16 protein-coding genes and 1 tRNA gene are annotated in these 22,412 nt (G+C 47.6%); 9 read left to right on the forward strand and 8 right to left on the reverse strand.

Features of this window, described 5'->3' with window-relative positions; translation table 11 throughout:
- Window positions 1-28: 28 nt before the first annotated feature.
- Complete coding sequence (locus tag LZD49_RS31995; RefSeq protein WP_234672286.1) at window positions 29-3,199, forward strand: efflux RND transporter permease subunit; 3,171 nt, start codon at window positions 29-31, stop codon at window positions 3,197-3,199.
- Between the two features lie 365 nt (window positions 3,200-3,564).
- On the opposite strand, the gene LZD49_RS32000 is transcribed toward LZD49_RS31995, so the two are convergent.
- Window positions 3,565-4,539: a glycosyl transferase family 90 gene (locus LZD49_RS32000; protein ID WP_234672289.1), complete on the reverse strand. Its 975-nt coding sequence runs from the start codon at window positions 4,537-4,539 to the stop codon at window positions 3,565-3,567.
- Window positions 4,540-4,745: 206 nt separating this feature from the next.
- Here LZD49_RS32000 and LZD49_RS32005 point away from each other — a divergent pair, with 206 nt between their 5' ends.
- Window positions 4,746-5,648, forward strand: coding sequence for a bestrophin family protein (locus LZD49_RS32005; protein ID WP_234672291.1), 903 nt, complete (start codon window positions 4,746-4,748; stop codon window positions 5,646-5,648).
- Window positions 5,649-5,701: 53 nt separating this feature from the next.
- Here the strand turns inward: LZD49_RS32005 and LZD49_RS32010 are convergent, their stop codons facing one another.
- Window positions 5,702-7,093 carry a DUF4270 family protein gene (locus LZD49_RS32010; RefSeq protein ID WP_234672293.1) on the reverse strand — a complete coding sequence of 464 codons (1,392 nt, stop codon included), beginning with the start codon at window positions 7,091-7,093 and terminating at the stop codon, window positions 5,702-5,704.
- 482 nt (window positions 7,094-7,575) lie between these two features.
- Here LZD49_RS32010 and LZD49_RS32015 point away from each other — a divergent pair, with 482 nt between their 5' ends.
- Together LZD49_RS32015 and LZD49_RS32020 are read left to right on the forward strand one after the other, a co-directional pair.
- Window positions 7,576-8,616, forward strand: coding sequence for a kelch repeat-containing protein (locus LZD49_RS32015; RefSeq protein WP_234672295.1), 1,041 nt, complete (start codon window positions 7,576-7,578; stop codon window positions 8,614-8,616).
- The gene (locus LZD49_RS32020) at window positions 8,613-8,960 is read left to right on the forward strand and encodes a DUF4907 domain-containing protein (RefSeq protein WP_234672297.1); all 348 of its coding nucleotides are present in this window, start codon (window positions 8,613-8,615) and stop codon (window positions 8,958-8,960) included. Before LZD49_RS32015 ends, LZD49_RS32020 begins: the two co-directional genes overlap by 4 nt.
- A gap of 22 nt (window positions 8,961-8,982) precedes the next feature.
- On the opposite strand, the gene LZD49_RS32025 is transcribed toward LZD49_RS32020, so the two are convergent.
- Window positions 8,983-10,065: an endonuclease/exonuclease/phosphatase family protein gene (locus LZD49_RS32025; RefSeq protein ID WP_234672299.1), complete on the reverse strand. Its 1,083-nt coding sequence runs from the start codon at window positions 10,063-10,065 to the stop codon at window positions 8,983-8,985.
- A gap of 167 nt (window positions 10,066-10,232) precedes the next feature.
- On the opposite strand from LZD49_RS32025, the gene rimP reads away from it, so the two are divergent.
- The 3 genes from rimP to infB all read left to right on the forward strand — a co-directional run bounded on the left by rimP (window position 10,233) and on the right by infB (window position 15,197).
- Entirely contained in the window at window positions 10,233-10,715 is a 483-nt protein-coding gene (gene rimP / locus LZD49_RS32030; protein ID WP_234672300.1) for a ribosome maturation factor RimP, read from the forward strand.
- Window positions 10,716-10,803: 88 nt separating this feature from the next.
- Window positions 10,804-12,045 carry a transcription termination factor NusA gene (gene nusA, locus LZD49_RS32035; RefSeq protein ID WP_234672301.1) on the forward strand — a complete coding sequence of 414 codons (1,242 nt, stop codon included), beginning with the start codon at window positions 10,804-10,806 and terminating at the stop codon, window positions 12,043-12,045.
- 68 nt (window positions 12,046-12,113) lie between these two features.
- Complete coding sequence (infB, locus tag LZD49_RS32040) at window positions 12,114-15,197, forward strand: translation initiation factor IF-2 (protein WP_234672302.1); 3,084 nt, start codon at window positions 12,114-12,116, stop codon at window positions 15,195-15,197.
- 137 nt (window positions 15,198-15,334) lie between these two features.
- On the opposite strand, the gene LZD49_RS32045 is transcribed toward infB, so the two are convergent.
- From LZD49_RS32045 to LZD49_RS32060, 4 genes are all read right to left on the reverse strand, one after another.
- Window positions 15,335-15,910, reverse strand: coding sequence for a metal-dependent phosphohydrolase (locus tag LZD49_RS32045; RefSeq protein WP_234672303.1), 576 nt, complete (start codon window positions 15,908-15,910; stop codon window positions 15,335-15,337).
- 223 nt (window positions 15,911-16,133) lie between these two features.
- A tRNA-Val gene (locus tag LZD49_RS32050) sits at window positions 16,134-16,208 on the reverse strand.
- A 21-nt stretch (window positions 16,209-16,229) separates the two neighbouring features.
- Entirely contained in the window at window positions 16,230-17,543 is a 1,314-nt protein-coding gene (locus tag LZD49_RS32055) for an MFS transporter (RefSeq protein ID WP_234672304.1), read from the reverse strand.
- An 81-nt stretch (window positions 17,544-17,624) separates the two neighbouring features.
- Entirely contained in the window at window positions 17,625-18,080 is a 456-nt protein-coding gene (locus LZD49_RS32060; protein ID WP_234672305.1) for a hypothetical protein, read from the reverse strand.
- A gap of 148 nt (window positions 18,081-18,228) precedes the next feature.
- Between LZD49_RS32060 and LZD49_RS32065 the strand changes: the two genes are divergently transcribed.
- Window positions 18,229-19,860, forward strand: coding sequence for a T9SS type A sorting domain-containing protein (locus LZD49_RS32065; RefSeq protein WP_234672306.1), 1,632 nt, complete (start codon window positions 18,229-18,231; stop codon window positions 19,858-19,860).
- Between the two features lie 13 nt (window positions 19,861-19,873).
- Window positions 19,874-21,889 (forward strand): thioredoxin domain-containing protein, encoded by a 2,016-nt coding sequence (locus tag LZD49_RS32070; protein ID WP_234672307.1) that lies wholly within the window; start codon window positions 19,874-19,876, stop codon window positions 21,887-21,889.
- Here LZD49_RS32070 and LZD49_RS32075 read toward each other — a convergent pair.
- Window positions 21,886-22,404, reverse strand: coding sequence for a DinB family protein (locus tag LZD49_RS32075; RefSeq protein ID WP_234672308.1), 519 nt, complete (start codon window positions 22,402-22,404; stop codon window positions 21,886-21,888). The two genes, LZD49_RS32070 and LZD49_RS32075, sit on opposite strands and share 4 nt — an antisense overlap.
- Window positions 22,405-22,412: the final 8 nt, after the last annotated feature.

Consider the following 22,412-nt stretch of genomic DNA (forward strand, 5'->3'; position numbering starts at 1 on the left):
CTTTTATTACTTCAAAAACAAGTACGAAATGATTGCAGATATTTTTATAAAAAGGCCGGTCACAGCGATAGTATCCTCGGTTGTGCTGGTCTTGGTGGGGCTCATTGCCCTGACCACCTTGCCGATCGCACAATATCCCGACGTTACCCCTCCTACCGTAACGGTAAGCGGCAACTTCACGGGCGCCGATGCGCAAACGGTCGAGCAGACGACGACGACACCTATTGAAACGCAGATCAACGGTGTGCCGGGCATGACCTACATGTCCAGTAACTCTACCAGCAGCGGGCAAAGCAGTATTAACGTCACATTTGACGTCGGCACGGACGTGAACATTGCTGCGCTCGATGTGCAGAACCGTGTGAGCGTGGCCGAACCTACGCTGCCAGATGCGGTAAAGCGACTCGGATTGACCGTACGTAAACGCCAGCCGAGTATTATGATCGCGTTGGCATTGTACTCGCCCAACGGCACCCACGATGCACAGTTTATCGGTAACTTTGCTAACATTTACCTCAAAGATGCCCTTCAACGCGTGAAAGGTGTGGGTGATATCGTCTCCCGCGCGGATGACTTCGGTATGCGCATCTGGCTGAACCCGGAAAAACTGGCGACGCTGAGAATGACGCCTTCGGACATTTCGGCGGCACTGGCCGAGCAAAACTTGCAGATCGCGGCCGGCACGGTCGGCGGAACCCCTCAGCCCGGTGTACAGGCATTCGAATACAGTGTTCTCACAAACAGCCGCCTGAATACAAAGGACCAGTTTGAAAATATTATTGTAAGATCGGCTCCCGAAGAGGGTAGCGTGGTGTACCTGCGCGATGTGGCGCGAGTAGAGCTGGGTAAGTTTGACTATGGGGTGAATGCATTCGTGAGCGGCAAGCCTGCGGCGTTTGTACTGATTTACCAGGCCCCCGACGCGAACGCACTCGATACTTACGAAGGTGTGATGAAAGCGCTGACGGAGATGAAAAAGACCTTTCCGAAGGACATTGATTATGTGATCCCGGTAGAAACTGCCTCAGTCGTGAAAGTGTCTATTGAGGAAGTGCTTCACACATTTGGCGAGGCGATGATCCTGGTGGTACTGGTAGTGTTTCTTTTCCTGCAAAACTGGCGCGCTACTTTGATCCCGATCCTTGCGATTCCTGTTTCATTGATCGGTACCTTCATTTTCTTTATTCCTTTCGGGTTTACCATCAACACGCTGACCCTCTTTGCATTCGTACTGGCGATCGGTATTGTGGTCGATGATGCGATTGTGGTCGTGGAAGCGGTGCAGCATTATATCGATGAGAAGAAAATGTCGCCCCGGGCCGCTACCGAGCAGGCTATGAAAGACATTTCCGGCCCGGTAATCGCGATTGCATTAATTTTGGCAGCGGTATTTGTTCCGGTAGGATTTGTACCCGGTATTGTGGGCCGTCTCTATCAGCAGTTTGCGATCACGATCGCGGTTTCCGTACTTCTTTCGGCATTTGTGGCACTTTCATTAACACCTGCATTGTGCTCGATCATGCTGCGGCCTTCCAAAGGTGAAGGTGACAAAAAGAATTTGCTGGAAAAATTCTTTGACCGTTTCAACCGCTGGTTCGACAAAGTTGCGCGCTCCTACACAAGGGGTGTTTCCAAATGGATCAAAGCTACGCCGCTGGTGCTGGTGATGATGGTCTGCCTTTTTGTGGGATTGTTCTTCCTCTTTCAAAACAAACCTTCCGGCTTTATTCCCGTCGAAGATGAGGGGCGTCTTTTTGTAACCTACGAAATGCAGGAAGCCACCTCCACAACACGAAACGTGGCGATGATCAAAGACATTATGGCGCGGGTTTCTGCGATCCCGGAAGTGAAAGTAGTCGGTGGTCTGGCTGGCTTGAACGTGATCAGCTTCTCGAACAAATCCAACGTCGGAACCATGTTCGTGAGCTTGCATCCATGGGCCGACCGCAAAGGTGCCGAGCACCACGTGCAGGCGGTGATCAAGGAAATCCAGAAACGGACGGCAGACATTAAGGAAGCGCGTGTTCTGGCGATTGCCCCTCCGGCGATCCCGGGTCTGGGTGCGACCTCGGGTTTCACTTTCCAATTACAGCAGTCTACCAGTACCGACAATATCCAGCAGTTTGAAGGCGTCGCCCGTGAATTTCTGGGCAGGGTAAACAAGCGTCCCGAAATTGCGATGGCTTATACCTTCTTTAATGCGCGCACGCCAAGCTATCAGATCGATGTGGATCGTGATAAAACCAAAAAGCTCGGCGTTCAGGTGAATGATGTGTTTAATTCACTATCAACACTTTTGGGTAGTACTTACATTAACGACTTCAACCTTTACGGCCGTAACTTCCGTGTAATGGTGCAGGCCGACAGCAGTTTCCGCTCGTCGCTGGATAAAATTCAGAAGTTCTACGTTCGCAACAGGGCAGGCAATATGGTGCCGTTGAGCGCATTGGTTACCTCACGCGTCGTAGAAAACCCTGCATTGATTTCCCACTACAATATTTACCGTTCGGTGGAGATCAACGGTACGCCCAAACCGGGATTCAGTAGTGGGCAGGCCATCACCGCACTACGTGAAGAAGCCGCCAAGCTACCTGCGGGTTACAGCTACGAGTTTTCGGGTATGAGTAGTGAGGAGATCAAAGCGGGCGACAGTACTACGACCATTTTCGCGATCTCTATCGTATTCGTGTTCCTGTTCTTGGCCGCCCTTTACGAAAGCTGGTCGATCCCGTTCTCGGTCCTTTTTGCCGTACCTATCGGCGCATTCGGATCGATCCTAACGCTGACTTTCCTGCCGAATTTGTCCAACAACATTTACGCGCAGATTGGTTTGATCACATTGATCGGTCTTGCGGCCAAGAACGCGATCCTGATTGTCGAATTTGCCAAAGAACGGGTCGACAACGGGATGGAACTGGTGAAAGCGACCCTGGAAGCGGTTCAACTGCGTCTGCGGCCTATCATCATGACCTCGCTCGCATTCATTCTTGGCGTACTTCCACTGGCCTTTGCCAGCGGCGCAGCTGCTGAATCACGAAAAACCATTGGCTGGACCGTATTCGGCGGCATGATCGCTGCTACCTCGCTGGCGATTTTCGTGGTGCCGGTGTTATTTGTGGCAATTGAAAAACTAGCTGGCGGTAAAAAAGGGAACAGACCCGCCAGGCCGGATACTGTATCGGGTTCTGCTGCGCATTAATGTAGTTTAATATAGAAGCAAAAAAGGCCCGTGGCAATAACCACGGGCCTTTTTTGCCTTCATCCCTTTTCAAAGTAAGCAACCGCCTGTGAACATCTTCCGGGAAATCGACGGCAAAGCCTTAATGATGGCAATAAACGAACAGCACGCATTGTCAAGTAATGCACTACTGATTGCTCAACAATACTTGATCATTATTTCTCCCTCAAATCCTATCACTTGTCTCAAGGATTGTAAGAAAAATCAGGCGCCCCACTACGGAAATAAATTCTCAGAGCTCTTCCGAATCGCCGGAAAATGATTCTGTAACTGATCCTCATATTAACTATGTAAAAACCCCGGGCGGACAGCCGAATACTTACCTTTCAAACACGGATTGTGCTAATTTGCGAAGTGTAATAAAAATACTTTTCGAGCACCAACAGCGATATCAAATCTTCCTTTTGCTGATTCGAAAACTGCTGCACATAACGGTTTGCATTCTCTGCAATTTGCTGCGTTTCTTTTGGATGGGCTATATAATAATCAAGTACTTGCAGCAAATCGGAATAGTCGTCCTGGATCTGAATATAATGGTAATTGGGCACCAGGCTGCCTTCCATGAACCAGGTTTCATATTTGGGTCTTGCCATCACCGCGACAGAATTAGATGACATAATCCATTTCAGATTTGTCGCTACGTCGTTACCTTCCAGGCTGAGGATAAATTTGTATTTCAAATGCTCGTAAATCGACATTTTAGGTACGATCCACGCCGGGTTACCGCCCTGCCTATTGACCTGCCCCAGGTTGAGCGCCGGATGACCAAAATATCTGTTCATAAACGCGATCCGGTGCGGCTGGGTAACAGCACCGCGGCCAATGAGCATTTCCTTTTTATTCTCAAAGCGGAATGGGTCCTGGATAAAAAGAAAATGCCTCTTTTTATCCAGGTTTAACAAAACGGCATTCCGCTTATCGCCCGAAACAGGCCTTGATTTCTGGATGGCAGGCGTTTCAGCAACATCTACAATATCGCCGAAACGAAACAAGGCCTTCAAATAGTCCGGAAAATAGCGGGTATACTCCATGCTATCGAAAATGTAAGCACTAGGTGCCTTAATTTCCCGGATCTTACTGAGCATAATAGCCGAAGGATCAGGCTTTGTAACTGTCTCCAGACTATTGTAGTAATTTACCCGCTCCCATATTTGCTCCCCGGAAAACTTACTCAACGCCGCCAGACGGTTTTCAAATTGCCTGGCCAGCACTGCATCCGGCACCATCTGCCTCAATGCATTTTTGATATAGTAGAGAGTTTTGTTACGCTGAACTTCGATCAGAAAAGCGGATAGATTCATATTTGTCGATGTAGCCAACCGGAAAAAATTTTGGCCTAAAAAACTGGGTTTCTATTAAATTATAAACAAATATAGCGGAAAACTACATGCATTGAATTTGGTAATTACTGGTTACATCGTAACGGTCCATAGTCTTTTGGGCAGTTTGTAGAAGCTGCGATGGCCCGCTTTTTTATATTTTGGTAGCGAACTTATTATAACAACTTATGTACGTTAAACAGGTCTTTTCGATCTGGCGGCTTCTCAAGGGGATATGGGTGGGTGTAGTAGCGGTAACGGCCTACGCAACCCTGGTTTTCTACCTTTTTAGCTATCAGAACTGGCATTTTCTCTCCTTTCCTATCTCCATTACTACCATTCTCGGAACAGCACTCTCTTTATTGCTGGGTTTCAGGACCAATTCGGCCTACGACCGCTGGTGGGAGGCGCGCAAATGCTGGGGAGAGATTGTCAACGACAGCCGTACGCTTGTGCGGCAGTCAATCGCATTCATTGAGGCGGAAAAAGCAGAAAAAGAGCTGCTGGTTTCCAATATCGCCCATTTGCAGATCGCCTGGTGCTTTTCCCTGGCCAATTCACTTCGACGGACACAGGTGCTCGTTTACGCCGATTTGTACCTTACCACCGAGGAACACCGATACATTAGCACCCAGGACAATATCCCCAATGCTATCCTGAACCTGATTCAGTTCAAAATGGCAGAACTGCATGATTCCGGTAAGATGAAAACGCTTCTTTACCAAAATATCGACGATACCCTGCGGCGGCTCTGCGATGCAATGGGGAAATGCGAACGTATCAAGAACACCATCTTTCCAACCCAATACAGCTTTTTTGTTCACCTGGTGATTTTTATTTTCACATTGGTGCTTCCCATGGGCCTGGTAGAAAGCATCGGCCGCATTGCTATCCCGATTACATTCACGATTTCTTTCCTTTTCTTTTACGTGGAATGGATCGCCTATATATTGCAAAATCCTTTTGAAAACGGGCCGAACGACATCCCCATGACCTCCCTGTCACGGAACATCGAAATCAATTTGCTCCAACTGATCGCAGCGGATAAAATCCCCGAAAAGATATTACCAAAGCACGGAGTGATTATGTAACTAAAAAGGGGCAAGCATCTCTGCCTGCCCCTTTTTACGATATTTTAAAAAGCCTATTTCGGCTTAACCCTCGTGTAATACAGACTGAGCTCTAATCCTTTATCTGAGCTGAATTGGTCTCCTACCACAAGGCGGTCCACACTCATACTGTATTCGGTACCAGCATCGCGATATGAACCGCTTGAACTGAATTGGCTGCTGCGAATGATAAGTCCCCCAACATCGCCCGTCTCAGAGGTCATAATTTCGGTTGCGTATGAGCTGATGTCGAATTCGTAGTATTCCTCGTTTTTGATCAGATCTTTTCTGTAAGTGCTGAATACGGGAGTCGTACCACCGAGCATGTACACGGGCAACGGCGCGCCGTTTCCGTCGGTATAGAACTGATTATTCTTGTCAACCCGGTAAATATACAGCACCCGAGGGACACGCAAAAAGTCAGTGATCGAGGCTCTAACTGGTTTCACACGCAAAATTGCTTTGTTTATGGCCGTATACGGGGTGCTTTTAAAATACCTGAGGTAAGGCAAATCCACCCGCATCATAATGCCTGTTCCCGCCTCCATGAAAGCTAAATTGCCCGACTGTGCCGACGGCAACGACAATCTTTTGTTGGCCGGAATTTTAGCTAGCTGCGTTCCCGCCGGGTCCGCCACAATCTGATTGTATGACGCGGTAATCTTGAATATGGTTGAATCCTTTTTGTACTCGCTCACCGAGGGTGTGTGATAGTGAAGCTGCACGGAGCTACTGTCAATTCCCCACTTGAAGCCAATTACCGGCCCGTTGTCAGTAGTAGCGGGCATCATCACCAATCCTTTTACGACATTAATCCAGTCGGTATTAGAAGTGAGCTGGTTATTTTTGGCCATCTCAAAAACCTGCTTTCCGATCGCATCCGACAATCTAACCTGGAATAACTGTGTAGTGGTCGGTCTGGGAACAATGGTCTTTTTACCGATAGGAGTCGGATCGTAAGCAGTCGAGTTATGATTCCAGTAAGAGGTTTTATCCAGAATGTCAGCAAGAAGCTTGTAGACAGTCAGGTTCATCGGCTTGGTAGTGTCCCCGTAACTATATGAGTTGTCATATCTGAGGGATAAGATCAGTGAATCGTACTCCGCTTCCTGCGCAATACTCACGCCGCTTTCCACGGTAGGCTGAAAGAAGTTCATCGCCCTGACTTTACCAAAATAGGGATCTTTGTAAGTTCCGAATAGCATCCGCGGCGCGCCTCCCGTCATAATCGAATCAGTCCCGATCGTTGAGAGCTGGATCGTAACGGTATCAGTATGCAAAACGGCGAAATCGTCCGCGTCGGGCTGTGAGAGTGATTTGATTTCATCCCCCCATTCACATGCCGTGAGCGAAAACGCAAATCCAATTATGATCAGAAGCTTGAAGACTATTGATGACTCCCCGAAGGAGTAAGAGTTAAATTTCATTTAGAGCAAGAACAGTAAAAAGTGCAAAAATATCAGTTGCAAACTTAATTACAACACGATTCTACGATTTCGGACAAATAAGAAACTAAAATCTCCCCTGCAACAAAAAACGGAATGCAAACGTACAGAGTTTAAATTGGCTTTCCATCAGTTACGCCACATGCATCCGAATAGTGGCAAACCAGGTAAGAAACGTAAAAGTGTAGGGAGTATTTTCAACCATTTGTGGTTGGAATGCATCCTGGAATTGATGGCGGCACTCGCCGCGCAACATTGTAACCCGATACACGTTGAGAGTAACTGGCGGAATAAAGTTTTGGACAAAAAATTTCTGATTATTTTACTTAGCAGTATCAAGATGTTATGTTTGCAAAAAATTTAAGTTGCGGGTGAACCTGTCACATCAGATACAGGTGGACAATCCGGCAAGCGCTCATAATTCTCATTATTTAATTTGTAACAATTCGTCAAACTATAATTTCATGTTTAATACCTTAAAAAAGACCTCGTTAGCCCTTCTTATCGCATCTACCTCGTTGGTTCAAATGAGCTGTGGCGACAAAGATGAAGATGAAAAACTCGGAAACTGGTTCAGAAAAGATCTACCAAGCTTCGGAGGATCGATACGGACCAACGCAGTGAGTTTTGTGATTGGTAGCGTAGGTTACATTGGTACAGGTTATACAAACGAAACTGTTGCCCGGGTAAAAGATTTTTGGGCTTACAACGCCGAAAGACAAACCTGGTCGCAAGTACAACCATTCCCGGGAACAGGCCGTAACAATGCGACTGCCTTCGTTTTGAAAGGCAAAGCCTACGTGGGCGGTGGTTACGATGGCGTGCTTACGGTCGATAATGGCTATAAAAAAGATTTTTACGAATACGATCCCGCTACTAACAAATGGGATGCTGTTGCCGATTTTGGTGGCGGGACCCGCCAGTTTGCAACTTCTTTTGTTGTCAATGACAGAGCCTATGTAGGTCTTGGCTTTAACGGCAGCAACTACTACCAGGATTTCTACGAATACAACCCGACCACTGACAAGTGGACCGAAATGGCCACTTTCAAGGGAGGTAAAAGGACTGGCTCTATTGCGTTCACCATTGGCGACAAAGCTTATGTAGGCTTCGGTAAAAGCAACACCGGAACCTCATTTAAAGATATATATAGCTTCGATCCGGCCGGTAACGGCGGCGCTGGCAACTGGACCCGTGTTGATTTTGCTGATAATTTTGACGAGGATAATTTCCCTGCACGTGCTTACGGACTTGCGTTCGTGATCGATGGTAAATCTTACATCGTTGGCGGAGAAGGAAGATCGGATGTCTGGGAATACGATCCAGGTGCAAACAGCTGGACAGAAAGGGCTCCATTCCCTACCCAGAGAGGTTTTGCAGGTGGCTTTGTAGTAGGTAAGATCGGTTACCTGGGAACAGGTAGCTCACTGGGAAGCGGCGGCGGTACCGACGACTTCTGGGGCTTTGATCCTACACAAGCAATTAACGACGACGACGATCTGTGATCCGCAAATACAGCAGAATCCTGATCATCGTAGTACTGGCCTTCGCAGCCGCGATTTACTTTCTGTTCTTCAAGGGGCAGAATGGAAATCCGGGCGGCGAAGGCCTTTCCCGTTTCAAAGTAGAAACAATCAGGGTCGAAAATGGCTGGGGATACCTGATCCGCCAGGATACTGTTCCGGTGATCGAGCAGAAGGTGATACCTGGTCTACCGGGCACAAACGGGTTTGCCACAGAACAGCAAGCAGCAAAAACCGGCGGGCTCGTCAAGGAAAAGCTGGATCGAGGCATATTTCCGCCTACGGTCTCCATCCATGAGCTCGATAGCCTTGGTATCAAATATTAAAAAATAAGGCTCGCTTGGAGCCCTATTTTACTACATAAGTACCCATGATCGGATAATGGTCGGAGAACTTCACTTTTGAGAAGGTCTTGAAGTGCGAAAGGTCCAGGCGTGCAGCATTGAAAAATTGGTGATCAATGCGTATAAAGTAAGGCAGGTGGTTGAAAGTAAATCCAAAGCCGGAGCCTTTCTTTTCAAAGCTGTTCGCGAGCGATTTTCTAAGCGTCCCGTAAATGTAGCTGTACGGGACCTCATTGAAATCACCGCAAACAATCACGGGGTACGGAGACTGATCCACCCATCGCTTCAACCGCTCAAATTCCCCGGATCTTTTTGAAAAACCATTCTTCATTTTCCTAAACGTGACCCGCCCTTCACTTTCGATGCCGTCCATCTGTTTTTGACTTACCAGCTTGCTCAGACCCAGTGTCATCGAATATAAATGCAGTCCAATAACACGTACTGTGTCTTTTCCAATCCTGACATCTGCCTGGATCATGCCGTTTTGAGCTTCAAATATCGTGTCACGGGAGGCCACGATCGGAAACTTCGACAGAATCACCAATCCTCTATAATCGTATCTGGGCTTGCTGAAATTAAAAGACCTCGCATATCTATAGCCCTTCTGCCGAAAGAAATCGCCTGAATTTGACTTGATTCCATCGCGGTCATAATATTCAGGCATACACAACACGTCAGCTCCACTATTGATGATCCAGGTTTTCATAGCCCGAACCTCTTGCTGAGCCACGGTTTTAGTAGCCATAGGGCTCGGCTGAAATGCGTGTACATTGTAACTCATGACCGAAAATTCCCCTTTTTCCATCTTAGGCGGCCCTTCACCGGAGCCCTTGAACCCGTAGGTCCGCGAGAGAAACAAGCCTGCCATCAGAAACATCATAAAAGGCAGGATGGCCTTTTTCCTTCCCAGCAGAAACCAGACCGGCACCGATATCAAATGGATGACCACCACCACCGGGAAAGACATCATCATAAACCCTGCCAGCCAGCCATCAAAGGGGACGAAAAGAATCAGCGCGTAAACCAGCAGGGTATAGCATACAAAGCATTGATATAAAAACCACAGAAACTTGTTAATCCCCTTCATTGATTCAGAATAGCATTTTTTTGTAAAAATAGGTGATCGGCATCGATTAGGAAGACTTCCTTCCATGTTTGTAGAAATGATATAAAAGTTTTATATTTGCATACAATTCTATTTTGATCGATTGATTGAGGGGTTCTGAACCCCTTTTTTATTTGTATAGCTCATACATGACCGTAAAGGAAAATTTAGAAGTTTTATTGGCCCCGCTTTTGGAAGATGGTGATTGTTTTCTGGTGGACATAGCGATTAAACCTTCCAAAGCAAGCCAAAAAGTAACCATTCTCGTCGACAGCGACGAAGGCATTACCATCCAGCAGTGCACCTCGATTAGTCGCAGGCTCGCCAAGCAGCTCGAAGATCTCGAAGTTTTTACCGAGGCTTATACATTGGAAGTCTCCTCGCCCGGTCTGGATCAGCCATTGTCGCTACCACGCCAGTATCGGAAGAACTTGGGCAGAAATCTTAAAATCACACTAAAAAACGGAGAAGTGCTACAAGGCCAACTGACGGAGGCAGGTGAAGAAAATATCACTATCCAGCTTCCGGCCCCAAAGAAAAAAACGAAAACACCGGTAGACGAGGCATCGCTTATACGGCAGATCAACCTGGAAGATATTGCGAAATCGTTGATCGAAATCTCTTTTAAATAGCTTTGCAATGCCGGATTCGCATTTTCGGGTTGTGATCAATTATATAATATGTCTAACTTAGTATCAGCAAATATTCTTTAACATAGCAATGGATAGCGGAATATTAATTGAGTCATTCGCGGAGTTCGCAAGCTCCAAGAACATTGATCGTCCTACGATGATTGGTGTTTTGGAAGAAGTATTTCGTACAATGATTCGCAAGAAATATGGCACCGACGATAATTTTGACGTGATCATTAACCCGGAAAGCGGTGACCTTGAGATGTGGCGTACACGTGAAATCGTCGACGACAACTCCGAGGATATCTGGGAATACAATAAAATACCACTAGCAGAGGCCCGCAAAATCCAGAGCGATTTCGAGGTAGGTGAAGAAGTAGCAGAGGAAGTAAAACTCGTAGAATTTGGTCGCCGTCTTGTACAAACTGCCCGCCAAACCCTGATCCAGAAGATCAAGGATATGGAAAAAGAGATCATGTATGAAAAATACAAGGATCAGGTAGGTGAAATGATCACCGGGGAAGTTTATCAAACACTGCGCCACGAAGTCATTATCGTTGATTCTGAGGGTAATGAGCTCTCGCTGCCACGGACGGAACAAATATCGAAAGACCGCTTCCGCAAGGGAGAATCGGTAAAATCGGTGATCCATAAAGTGGAAATGAACAACGGATCACCCAAGATCACGCTTTCCAGAACGTCTCCTATCTTCCTGGAACGACTATTTGAAGTGGAGATTCCGGAAATCTATGATGGAATTATTTCTGTCCGCAGAGTTGTTCGTGAACCAGGGGAACGTGCGAAAGTTGCGGTTGAATCATATGACGACAGGATCGATCCGGTGGGTGCGTGCGTAGGTATGAAGGGCTCACGGATCCATTCAATTGTCCGTGAATTGGGTAACGAGAATATCGACGTTATCAATTACACCGACAACCTCGAACTGTTGATCAGCCGTGCATTGAGTCCTGCGAAAGTAAGCTCCATGCAAATCGACCGGGACGCAAAGCGCGTATCGGTGTTTCTCAAACCCGACCAGGTTTCATTAGCCATCGGTAAAGGCGGGCAGAATATCAAGCTTGCCGGCAAGCTGGTTGGAATGGAAATTGATGTATTCCGCGATATCGAAGAACAAAACGATGAAGATGTCGATCTGACGGAATTCTCGGATGAAATCGACGAGTGGATCATTGATGAGCTCCATAAGATTGGACTCGATACTGCCAAAAGCGTATTGGCCCTCAATAAGGAAGAACTTGTGAGAAGGACCGATCTGGAAGAAGCAACAGTTGAAGAAGTTCTCGATATCCTTCGAAAAGAATTTGAATAATATTAATCCGTGGAGCTGCCAAGCGGCTCCACAACCAATGCAAAACCTTATTCTACTAAATTGCTAATATGGCAGAAGATAAAATGATGCGCCTTAGCCAAGTGGCACGGATCCTCAACGTGGGTATTACTACGATCGTGGATCATCTGTCTGCCAAGGGGTATAAGGTGGAAAGTAATCCCAACACCAAAATTAATGCCGATCAAATTGAGTTTCTTGCCAAGGACTTCAAATCGAATGAGTTAAAAACTTCTTTAACTTACAAGCCAACTCCTGCTCCAGTGGAAGCGCCGATTGAACCCAAGGAGGACAAAGTGAAAAGCGACGTTGAAGGAATTCTTTATTTCCGTAATACAGCGAAAGCCGAAGAAAAGCCAGTCGTAGAAGAAAAACCTTCCGCCTCTGAGCCACAACCTGCTTTTGAAAATAAATTGCCGGGCATCAAAGTGGTAGGGAAAATCGATCTGGACGCAAAACGGCCGGTAGTTCAGCAACCTGCTGAGCAACCGAAAGTGGAAGCTCCCAAGGAAATAATTACCGAAGCCCCGAAAGTTGAGCCTGCACCTGTTGAAAAAGAAGAAATCAAACCGGTAGCAAGCCTACCTGAACCTGTGAAGGAAACTCCGGCGGAGGTGCCTGTGAAAGAAGTGGTTCCCACTCCGGCACCTGCCTCACCTATCGCGGAAGCTCCGGTAAAAGAAGAGCCGCGCCAGCCAGAACCTGTTGAAACCAAGCCTGTACCACAGGTTGAAGTGAAAGAAACAGCGCCGGTTGCGGAAACACCGGCACCCGCGGAAACGACCAGCACAAGCGACGCGCCTTCCGGTGAATCACAGCTGATCGAAGCACGTGGTGAGCAGCTCAGAGGACTACGAGTAGTTGGAAAAATTGAGCTGCCTTCGGATAAAGCTAAAAAGAAAGATCCGGTTGCATCCAGCGATACATCTGCTGACAAAAAACGCCGCAGAAAAAGAAAAAGAATCCGTGACGGCTCAGCAACTCCGGGAGAAAACCGCCCTGCTGATGCAAATGCGACTCCAAACGCAAACGCAAACGCAAGCGCTAACACTAACACGGCAGCAGGCACGGGAACTACCACCGACGCAAATCGCAGCCGTCCTAATACGCCAGGTACACCTCAGAGTGGTAATCAGCAAGGTGGACAGTCCAGACCAGCACAAGGTGCCGGCAACCGCAGCGGAAATACCAATAATACTAATAACCGCAGAGGCGGCAGACGCGAAGAAGTTTCCGACAAGGAAGTGGCAAGCAATATCAAGGCGACAATGGCACGTATGGGCGGTGGTAACACCAAAGGTACGGCCAGAGGAAAAGGCGCCCGTCGCCGCGACCGTGGAGATCAGAACGATCCAAACGGCTTCGGAGATGAGGAAACAAAAGTATTGCGCGTAACCGAATTCGTCTCGGCAAACGACCTCGCATCCCTGATGGACGTGACGGTTCAGGAGGTAATCTCGGTTTGTATGAGCATGGGAATGTTCGTATCCATCAACCAGCGCCTCGACGCGGAAGCCATTACCTTCATTGCCGATGAGTTCGGTTTCGAAGTGGCCTTCATTTCGGCCGAAGAAGAAGTGCAGAATGACGTTCAGGAAGAAGTGGATGATGAAGAAAGCCTGAAAGAAAGAGCGCCGATCGTCACCATCATGGGTCACGTTGACCACGGTAAAACATCACTTCTTGACTACATCCGTCAGGAAAACGTAGCAAGTGGTGAGGCCGGAGGTATTACCCAGCACATCGGTGCATATAGCGTAAAAACCAAAACCGGTAAACAGGTAACATTCCTCGATACACCGGGTCACGAAGCATTTACTGCGATGCGTGCCCGTGGAGCGAAAGTAACCGACGTTGTTATCATCGTGATCGCCGCAGACGACAGCGTCATGCCGCAGACACGCGAGGCAATCAACCACGCACAAGTTGCCGGCGTACCGATTGTATTTGCATTTAGTAAAGTAGATAAGGCAGGTGCGAACACAGAGAAGATTCGTGAAGAGCTTGCTAATATGAACTTGCTGGTAGAAGAATGGGGTGGTAAATATCAAACCCAGGAAATTTCTTCCAAATCAGGCCTGGGTATAGACGAGTTGCTTGAAAAAGTATTGCTCGAAGCCGAATTGCTCGACCTGAAAGCCAATCCCAACCGCCGTGCATTAGGTACTGTCGTAGAAGCGTCGCTTGATAAAGGACGCGGATATGTAACAACCATTTTGGTTCAGACCGGTACATTGAAAGTGGGTGATGTGGTATTGGCTGGTGCGCACTTTGGTAAAGTAAAAGCGATGACCGATTATTTGGGGAGAAAGCTCAAAACAGCGGGTCCGTCCATGCCGGTGCAACTTTTAGGATTGAATGGCGCGCCGCAGGCAGGTGACCGCTTCAACGTATTCGAAAACGAACGTGACGCGCGTGACATCGCCACCAAACGCGAGCAAATCCAGCGCGAGCAGTCGATCAGGACTCGCAAGCACATTACACTGGAAGAAATTGGTCGTCGTAAGGCAATTGGTACCTTCCGCGAGTTGAACCTGATCGTTAAAGGTGACGTGGATGGTTCGGTAGAAGCACTTTCCGATTCATTGCTGCAACTTTCGACTTCGGAAGTTCAAGTGAATATCATTCATAAGGCGGTAGGTCAGATTTCCGAATCGGATGTCAACCTTGCAATCGCTTCTGATGCGATTATCGTCGGATTCCAGGTTCGTCCTTCTTCGAATGCGAAGAAAATGGCCGAGCAGGATCAGATCGAAATTCGCCACTATTCGGTAATCTACCAGGCTATCGAAGAGATCAAGGATGCGATGACTGGTATGTTGGCTCCAACCATCGAGGAAATCATTACCGGAAATATTGAGATTCGCGAAGTATTCAAAATCAGCCGCATAGGTACGATCGCAGGTTGCTACGTAACGGATGGTTATGTGAAACGTAACAACAAAATTCGCGTAGTACGTGATGGTATCGTTCTTTACACCGGTGAGATCGACTCCTTGAAACGCTACAAAGACGACGTTCAGGAAGTAAGAAACGGTTACGAATGTGGTTTGAGCATCAAAAACTACAACGACATCGAAATCGGCGACATTATCGAAAGTTTCGAGCTACGCGAAGTGAAACGTACGCTTTAAGAGCAATTCTTACAGCAAAGCATGCCATTGAACATTGCCCCCAAAAGTTAAACACTTCTTGGGGGCATTTTTTATGAAACTTCTCGTTGACCAGTGAGTGATCCGACAGTACTACGCTCCCCGAAGCTAACATCAACTTACTCCATTTCAAGCCCTAGTTTCGCTTTTACATCCTTCAACAGATCGCAAACCGTCACGTATAATTCCTGATTCCCCTGGTTGATTTTCCACAGATAGCCATCTACCTCACGCGCATACACACGGGCAAAGCCCGGATCGTGTTCAGCCAACGATAACATATTATCAATGATATCGGCGTATTTGACAGTTTGTGCGATTGGCCTGGACCCGATGATGCGCGCGCCTTCCAGTTTTTTCCGCTGCGCCCGGTTTAAGGAAGGATATTTTTGGTGGGTATACTTGTCGGTCAGATCGTCAACTCCGGCCAGAATCACTTCGTCTTCATCGATATGGTAACCAAGGCTCATTAATTTGGATGAAAGATCAGCCAGTGAGCATTCTGTGTCTTCGATCAGATCATGGCAAAGGGCAATCTCAGTTTCGTATCCGCTGGACCGAAATTGATCTACACGGTCGGCCACACTAAGCAAATGGGTGTAATAGGGTGCACCAGTGTATTTACGTTTCTGCTCACCATGCATTTCCTTCACAAAATCGAATAGCGCCCATTGGCGCTCCGTTAATTCTAACATAAACGAAGAGTATTTCAGAATCAAATAAAAGCAATGCTGACAGATGGGTCTATTCAGACATCGATCTTTTTAAAATAACAATAAAACTTCGGTTATTAAAACTATTATACGACCAGCTATAAAGTATCAGCTTTAAGGGGAGGAGCATGAAGACAATCTGACGGACTTGACGCGTAAAGCGAAAGCGCCTGCATATCCAATGATAAACAGGCGCTTTAATCAGTAGGACGTAGCGGGTTCGAACCGCTGACCTCCGCCCTGTCAAGGCGGCGCTCTGAACCAGCTGAGCTAACATCCTTTCTTGTGCCGCGATATTAAATCAATTTTCGTTAGGATCCAATTCGAAGTGGTAGACTTTCCGTGACGGAATGCGGTATAGCAGTATCAGTCCGATCACAAATATTATCAGCAAAGCCAGAATGCTATTGCGCATGCTGCCGGTCATGTACTCCACAGTCCCGTAAATGAATGTTCCAATCACAATCGCAAGCTTTTCAGTCACATCGTAAAAGCTAAAATAAGATGCGGTATCTGTTATATTCTCAGGGATCAGTTTGGAATAGGTAGAGCGCGACAGCGACTGGATACCTCCCATGACCATACCTACAGTACAGGCGATCGCATAAAATTCCATGGCTTCGGTGGTATAATATGCGCCGGTACAAATGCCGATCCAGATCGCTACGCCGATCATCAAAGCATAAATGTTACCGATTTTTCCCGATAACCAGGCAAATGTGTAAGATCCGGCTATCCCAACCAACTGGATCAGTAATACCGTTATAATCAGACTCTGGGAAGGCAGCTTCAATTCCGTCGCCCCAAAGATGGTGGCTACATACATGACTGTCCGCAAACCCATGGTATAAATAAAGAATGCGCTTAGAAATTTTGCCAGATAAGGCTGCTCGCGCAGGCGTCCGTACACTTTTCTCAGCTCTTTAAAACCGTGGAAGATCCAGTTCCCGCTTTTTTCTTTGCCGGCATTCCCCGACGGCAGGTAGTAGAATGGGATTTGAGCAAACAATATCCACCATAATCCAACAGTAAAAAACGATATCCGCGCGGGCAGCGACTTTTGTGTAATGCCATAAAACTGCGGCGCAAGGATCATACTGAGGTTAAAAAGTAACAGCAAAACGCTGCCCAAATAACCCAGCGAGAAACCCCGGGCACTGTATTGGTCAAAACGGTCTTCAGTCGCAATTTCGGGTAGGTAAGAGTCGTAGAAGACAATACTGCCGCTCCAACCGACCAGGCTGAGACCAAAAAGGAATATGCCGGAGATTAATGTCTCTTTGGTAAAAAAGTACAGCAACATACAGCTCACCGCTCCCGTGTAGCAGAAAAACTGCATAAACCGCTTTTTCTTACCCGTAAAATCGGCAATTGCCGTGCAAATCGGCACCAGCAGTGCGGTAATCAAAAAAGAAATTGAAACGGTGTAAGAAAATAGCACCGAGCTCTTGATGTGCATCCCAAAAAAATTGACATCCGCAGTGCCTGAGGCGCTTAAAGCCGTGGCACTAAAATACACCGGGAAAATACTGGAAACGATTACCAATGCATGCACCGAATTGGCCCAGTCGTACATGCACCAGGCATTGATTATAGAGGGGATATTCTTTTTCATTCAAAGAAATTTGCACAAAATAAGAAAAGCGACAGATTTTATCCGTCGCTTTTCCAAACAAATTGTATATCGCACCACCAGTTACTTGATTACAGGCTGGAATACCATTAAGGCATCCTGCTCTACTCCATTCACGGTCATTTTGCGTTTGAGTGTCATTTTGCTGTTGGTCAGCTCTTCCAGACCGAATTCGCCTGAGAAACCTATGATCTTAATATCCAGCACCTTCTCTTCGTTGGTCAGGCTCCACGTTCCTCCATTGATCACCTGGCTGGATTTTTGATCGAAAGCCCGAACGGTTGCATTTTGCTGGAACTGGATATCCATCTGCTTGATACCCTTTGTCTCGGTATCCAACTGGTTTTCGGGAATGTCTTTTCCCGACAAATCTGTCACCGAAGACATCCGCCATGGATAATTGACCAGTATTTTACTCTTTCCTGTCGGCTGCGGCGTTTCCTCATTATCTTTGTCCTTACAGCTCAGTATCAAAAGCGATAAAAACAGGACTGGAACAAATAGGAGTAATCGTTTCATGTTGATTGTATTTTACGTTTCAAGGCAATTTCAACTGTGCTGGAAGGTCGGCGCCGGTACTTTCGGAACGGAGCGTCCCGGGCTGCGCGCCCTGGAAAAGTGAAATTGGCGACATTGCAAAAGTAACGAATTTGTCTGGTCAAATCTTATGGCATACTATACAAACATCTACTTAAAGGCATTTTTCAGCATTTTAGCAAGTTTATGGCTTGGCTCATTCAATACTTATAGCCAGAATTGTCAGCCCGGTTATGTACTAAACCCGGTCGCCACCAACAACAACATCGAGTGGGCCAAGTTTCCCGAATTCTCGCTGCCATTTAAAATCATTTACAGTGGCCCAAGGTTTGGGGATACTCAGTCCCAGCCTTTAAAACACGGTTTCAGCCACCTTGCAGCATTTAGCGGCCCGGAACCAGGCTCATTACCCGCCAGCAAGCGCGCAATCCTCTGGTACGGTGTAGCCACTTCAAGTGGTAACCAGCCCTGGGCCGACAACGCCCTTCGCAGCCCGTGGGGAAACGATACTGCGGCTTACCGCAGCTACTGGGATGCATTTGCGGCATCTGTTACGGATGTAGATGTCGTGTGTCTGGACATCGAGCGCATGCAGCGCGAAGACCGTGACATTCTTGCCTTGAAAACCAACGGCCAGATCCCGCAAAGCTACCGGAACCTTTCGGATGCCGACTTCCTTGCAACATACAAGCGTGATATACGCTGGTGGTACACCGAAGCGATCAACCGGCTTTGGGCAAAAGGTGTGAAAGCATCGGTTACAAGTTACAGCGACGTCCCTGTCCGCAACACCTGGCTGAATATCACCACCAATAGCTGGCAGGACTGGACGACCAATCTTGCCCGCACGCATTACCTTACACAGGACAATGCAGGCAAGATCGGTGGCAGCTTTTACAATGCAATGGATTTTCTTTCCCCTTCACCCTATTACTATTACGGCTACGACCATCCGATTGGTAAAGATTACCTCTCCTATTTGTTGTTCTCCATCGAATCTAATGCGGCCTGGAGCGACAAGCCCATCATTCCCTTCCTCTGGTTACGCGTGCACGACAGCTACGATGCAAACACGCCGATGATCACCGATTTCATGGCCGAGGCGACCGCGATATTCCCCTTCTTTTCTGGCGCGAAAGGATTGTGGATTTGGGAAAACCCGTTTCTCCCAAGCGACCGGCAAGAAAACTACGGGCCTTACGAGCATTTTATTTACGGGCTTTACCGGTTGTCGCAATTTAAGGAAATGCTTGAAGGCGACTATGAACTCGTCATACCTATGTCGGCACGGGATAATATGGAACAACAAAACCCGGTTTGGCGCGGGATTGTAAAAGACGGGAGTATCCTGATAGCGGCGCAAAATCCTTATGCGGCAGATAATGCGACCACATCAATCACGGTGTCTTACCAGAACTGGGCGCGGAACATTACCATGAAAGGCAAGGAAGTTTTCCTCTGTAAATTCGATCTAAGCGACAATGTAAATGGCATCGAGCCTTCCCTTGATTTTGTAAACGTGTATCCAAATCCCGCCGCCTCGGAGCTCAGGGTATCTCTGGCCGGTGTGAGCGGTGTGACAGATGTCGATTTTGCTCTGACCAATACCAAGGGCCAAACCTTTCGCCAACAAAAGCTGAAAGCCTTCGCCGGCGAAACGACGACAACCATTACATTACCCAAACTTTCATCTGGCATATATTTTGCCCGGTTTACGACCAGTAACCGAACTGTCATCAAAAAGGTGGTGATCCTGCAATAGCCACCTCACTATTATGAACCGTCTTAGCCAGCAAACCAGCCCATATCTACTTCAACACGCCCACAATCCTGTCGATTGGTATCCCTGGGGCGAGGAAGCATTATCCAAAGCTAAAAGCGAAAACAAGCCTATTCTGGTCAGTATTGGCTATTCGGCCTGCCATTGGTGCCATGTGATGGAACGCGAATGCTTTGAAAAAGAGCCCATCGCGCAGCTCATGAACCAGTATTTCGTTTGCATTAAGGTCGACCGGGAAGAGCGGCCCGATGTGGACGCGGTGTATATGGATGCCGTACAGGCTATGGGTGTACGTGGAGGATGGCCGTTAAACGTGTTTCTGCTGCCCGATACGAAGCCTTTTTATGGGGTAACTTACCTGCCGCCACAAAACTGGGTCCAGCTTCTCAAAAGCATCAACAAGGCATTTACAGATCATTATGACGAGCTGGCGAGCTCTGCAGAAGGTTTTGTAGAAAACATGATCGCCTCCGAAAGCCAGAAATACGGGCTCGAACATGCTACTGGGCCGTTTAATACCGACGACCTCGACTTGATGTTCGAGCAATTGCAAAGGCATTTCGACACTCAAAAAGGCGGGATGGACCGCGCACCTAAATTCATGATGCCTTCCATTTACAAGTTTCTGCTGCGCTATTTTGATCTCAGCCAAAACCCGGAGGCATTGGCGCAGGTAGAACTTTCATTGAACCGGATTGCACTGGGAGGCATTTACGATCACGTCGGGGGTGGCTGGGCACGCTATTCTGTCGACGAGGACTGGTTTATTCCCCATTTTGAGAAAATGCTTTATGACAACGCGCAACTATTGAGCGTTTATGCCGAAGCCTATTCACTCACCAAGAGCCCGCTTTATGCAAACCGCATCGAGCGGAGCATTCAATGGCTTTCCGATGAAATGCGCAGCTCCGATGGAGGTTTCTTTTCTGCGTTGGACGCGGACAGCGAGGGCATCGAAGGTAAATTTTATATCTGGACCGAGGTTGAGCTTAAAGAAACGCTCGGAGAGGATTTTGATTGGTTTTCAAAACTTTATAAAATATCCAGACACGGTAACTGGGAACACGGTTTTAACCATTTGCACCTGACAGAGCCTGCCGAACATGCGGCCAGGACCGCAGGAATCCAGTCAAATGACTTTCCGCAATTGTATGCCAATGCATTAACCAAATTGGCAGAGAAAAGGCGGGGAAAAATCAGACCCGGACTTGACGATAAAATTCTGGCCTCCTGGAACGGATTGCTTATCAAAGGCCTTGCCGATTGCTACCGCGCATTAGGCCGTGAAGAAATCCGCAACCTGGCCATTGCTACTGGCCACTTCATGTCGGAAAAAATGACAGACGGAGGCACCCTCAAACACAGTTATAAAAACGGAATAGCCACCGTAACCGGCTTTCTGGAAGACTATGCGGCTGTCATTGAAGGCTACCTGGGCCTCTATCAGGTTACTTTTGACGAAAACTGGCTGCTCAAAGCGCAGCAACTGGCAGACTATACGCTTAGCAACTTTTTCGACCGATCAGAAGGCTTCTTCTATTTTACCGATGCATATGGCGAAGTATTAATTGCGCGTAAAAAAGAGCTTTTCGATAACGTTATTCCCGCCTCCAACTCGATGATGGCCCATAATCTGTATGTTCTGGGCAAAATGCTGGACCGTAGCGACTATATCGAAGTTGCCGACAACATGCTTTCCAAAATGACGAAGCTGCTGCTGGCCGACGTGCAGTGGGTAACCAACTGGGCCGCCCTCTATTGCCAGCGCGCGGTGCCTACGGCCGAAATTGCGATAGTCGGTGCTGATGCGGATGCTATTCGCAAGGATTTCGACCGCTTCTTTGTACCCAACAAAATTGTTATGGGCACAAGCACTTACTCCACCCTGCCGCTTCTAGCCAACAGGACGGAAATCAATGCCAAAACCGCGATTTACGTTTGTTATGATAAAACCTGCCAGTTACCGGTGACCAAAGTAGAAGAGGCGCTCAGCCAAGTTGCCGGCGTTTAAAGCAGTGGAAAATAACGCTCACGGACTACATTCATGTGGTGCACTGGGTGCCCAAGGATCACAAAGGCTAAGGCGAGCGCCGATATTTCAGTATTGTTTGCATTACCTGGGTTCGTTAGCATCGTCTGATCCATATTCCGAAACAAGGTTATTGTGCTGCGCCGGACTTCCCGGAATTCGTCCATCAAATCGTTGACGGTTCTATGGCTGGCAATGGTATTCGCGGCCAGGATCGCCTCGTCATAGCCTGGCAACTGTGTTTTATCATTTCTTGAAAAACGAAGCGCCCGGTATGCCATGATCCGCTCATTGTCGATCACATGCTGTAAAATGTCTTTGATACTCCATTTACCTTCCGCATAAACCCGATCGCCCAATGCCGCCAGTGCCTGTGTTTCGGCAAATACATGATCAGGCGCGTAGTTTTCAAAGCCCTCAAAAAGGTCGATGTCCTCGATCAGGTTAATATATCTGTCAAAAAACTGTGGCATGGGTACGATTTGTGATCTTTTCATGGTGTTGG

The organism is Dyadobacter sp. CY261 (assembly GCF_021440085.1).
Lineage (GTDB): Bacteria > Bacteroidota > Bacteroidia > Cytophagales > Spirosomataceae > Dyadobacter.

What these genes read in the sequence shown, in the direction of transcription:
- LZD49_RS32055 (WP_234672304.1), bottom strand. Translation starts at nt 17,543, where the DNA reads ATGAAAAAGAATATCCCCTCTATAATCAATGCCTGGTGCATGTACGAC.
- LZD49_RS32010 (WP_234672293.1), bottom strand. Translation starts at nt 7,093, where the DNA reads ATGAAATTTAACTCTTACTCCTTCGGGGAGTCATCAATAGTCTTCAAG.
- nusA (WP_234672301.1), top strand. Translation starts at nt 10,804, where the DNA reads ATGGATAGCGGAATATTAATTGAGTCATTCGCGGAGTTCGCAAGCTCC.
- LZD49_RS32005 (WP_234672291.1), top strand. Translation starts at nt 4,746, where the DNA reads ATGTACGTTAAACAGGTCTTTTCGATCTGGCGGCTTCTCAAGGGGATA.
- LZD49_RS32015 (WP_234672295.1), top strand. Translation starts at nt 7,576, where the DNA reads ATGTTTAATACCTTAAAAAAGACCTCGTTAGCCCTTCTTATCGCATCT.
- rimP (WP_234672300.1), top strand. Translation starts at nt 10,233, where the DNA reads ATGACCGTAAAGGAAAATTTAGAAGTTTTATTGGCCCCGCTTTTGGAA.
- LZD49_RS32070 (WP_234672307.1), top strand. Translation starts at nt 19,874, where the DNA reads ATGAACCGTCTTAGCCAGCAAACCAGCCCATATCTACTTCAACACGCC.
- LZD49_RS32000 (WP_234672289.1), bottom strand. Translation starts at nt 4,539, where the DNA reads ATGAATCTATCCGCTTTTCTGATCGAAGTTCAGCGTAACAAAACTCTC.
- LZD49_RS32060 (WP_234672305.1), bottom strand. Translation starts at nt 18,080, where the DNA reads ATGAAACGATTACTCCTATTTGTTCCAGTCCTGTTTTTATCGCTTTTG.
- LZD49_RS32045 (WP_234672303.1), bottom strand. Translation starts at nt 15,910, where the DNA reads ATGTTAGAATTAACGGAGCGCCAATGGGCGCTATTCGATTTTGTGAAG.
- infB (WP_234672302.1), top strand. Translation starts at nt 12,114, where the DNA reads ATGGCAGAAGATAAAATGATGCGCCTTAGCCAAGTGGCACGGATCCTC.
- LZD49_RS32065 (WP_234672306.1), top strand. Translation starts at nt 18,229, where the DNA reads ATGGCATACTATACAAACATCTACTTAAAGGCATTTTTCAGCATTTTA.
- LZD49_RS32075 (WP_234672308.1), bottom strand. Translation starts at nt 22,404, where the DNA reads ATGAAAAGATCACAAATCGTACCCATGCCACAGTTTTTTGACAGATAT.
- LZD49_RS32025 (WP_234672299.1), bottom strand. Translation starts at nt 10,065, where the DNA reads ATGAAGGGGATTAACAAGTTTCTGTGGTTTTTATATCAATGCTTTGTA.
- LZD49_RS31995 (WP_234672286.1), top strand. Translation starts at nt 29, where the DNA reads ATGATTGCAGATATTTTTATAAAAAGGCCGGTCACAGCGATAGTATCC.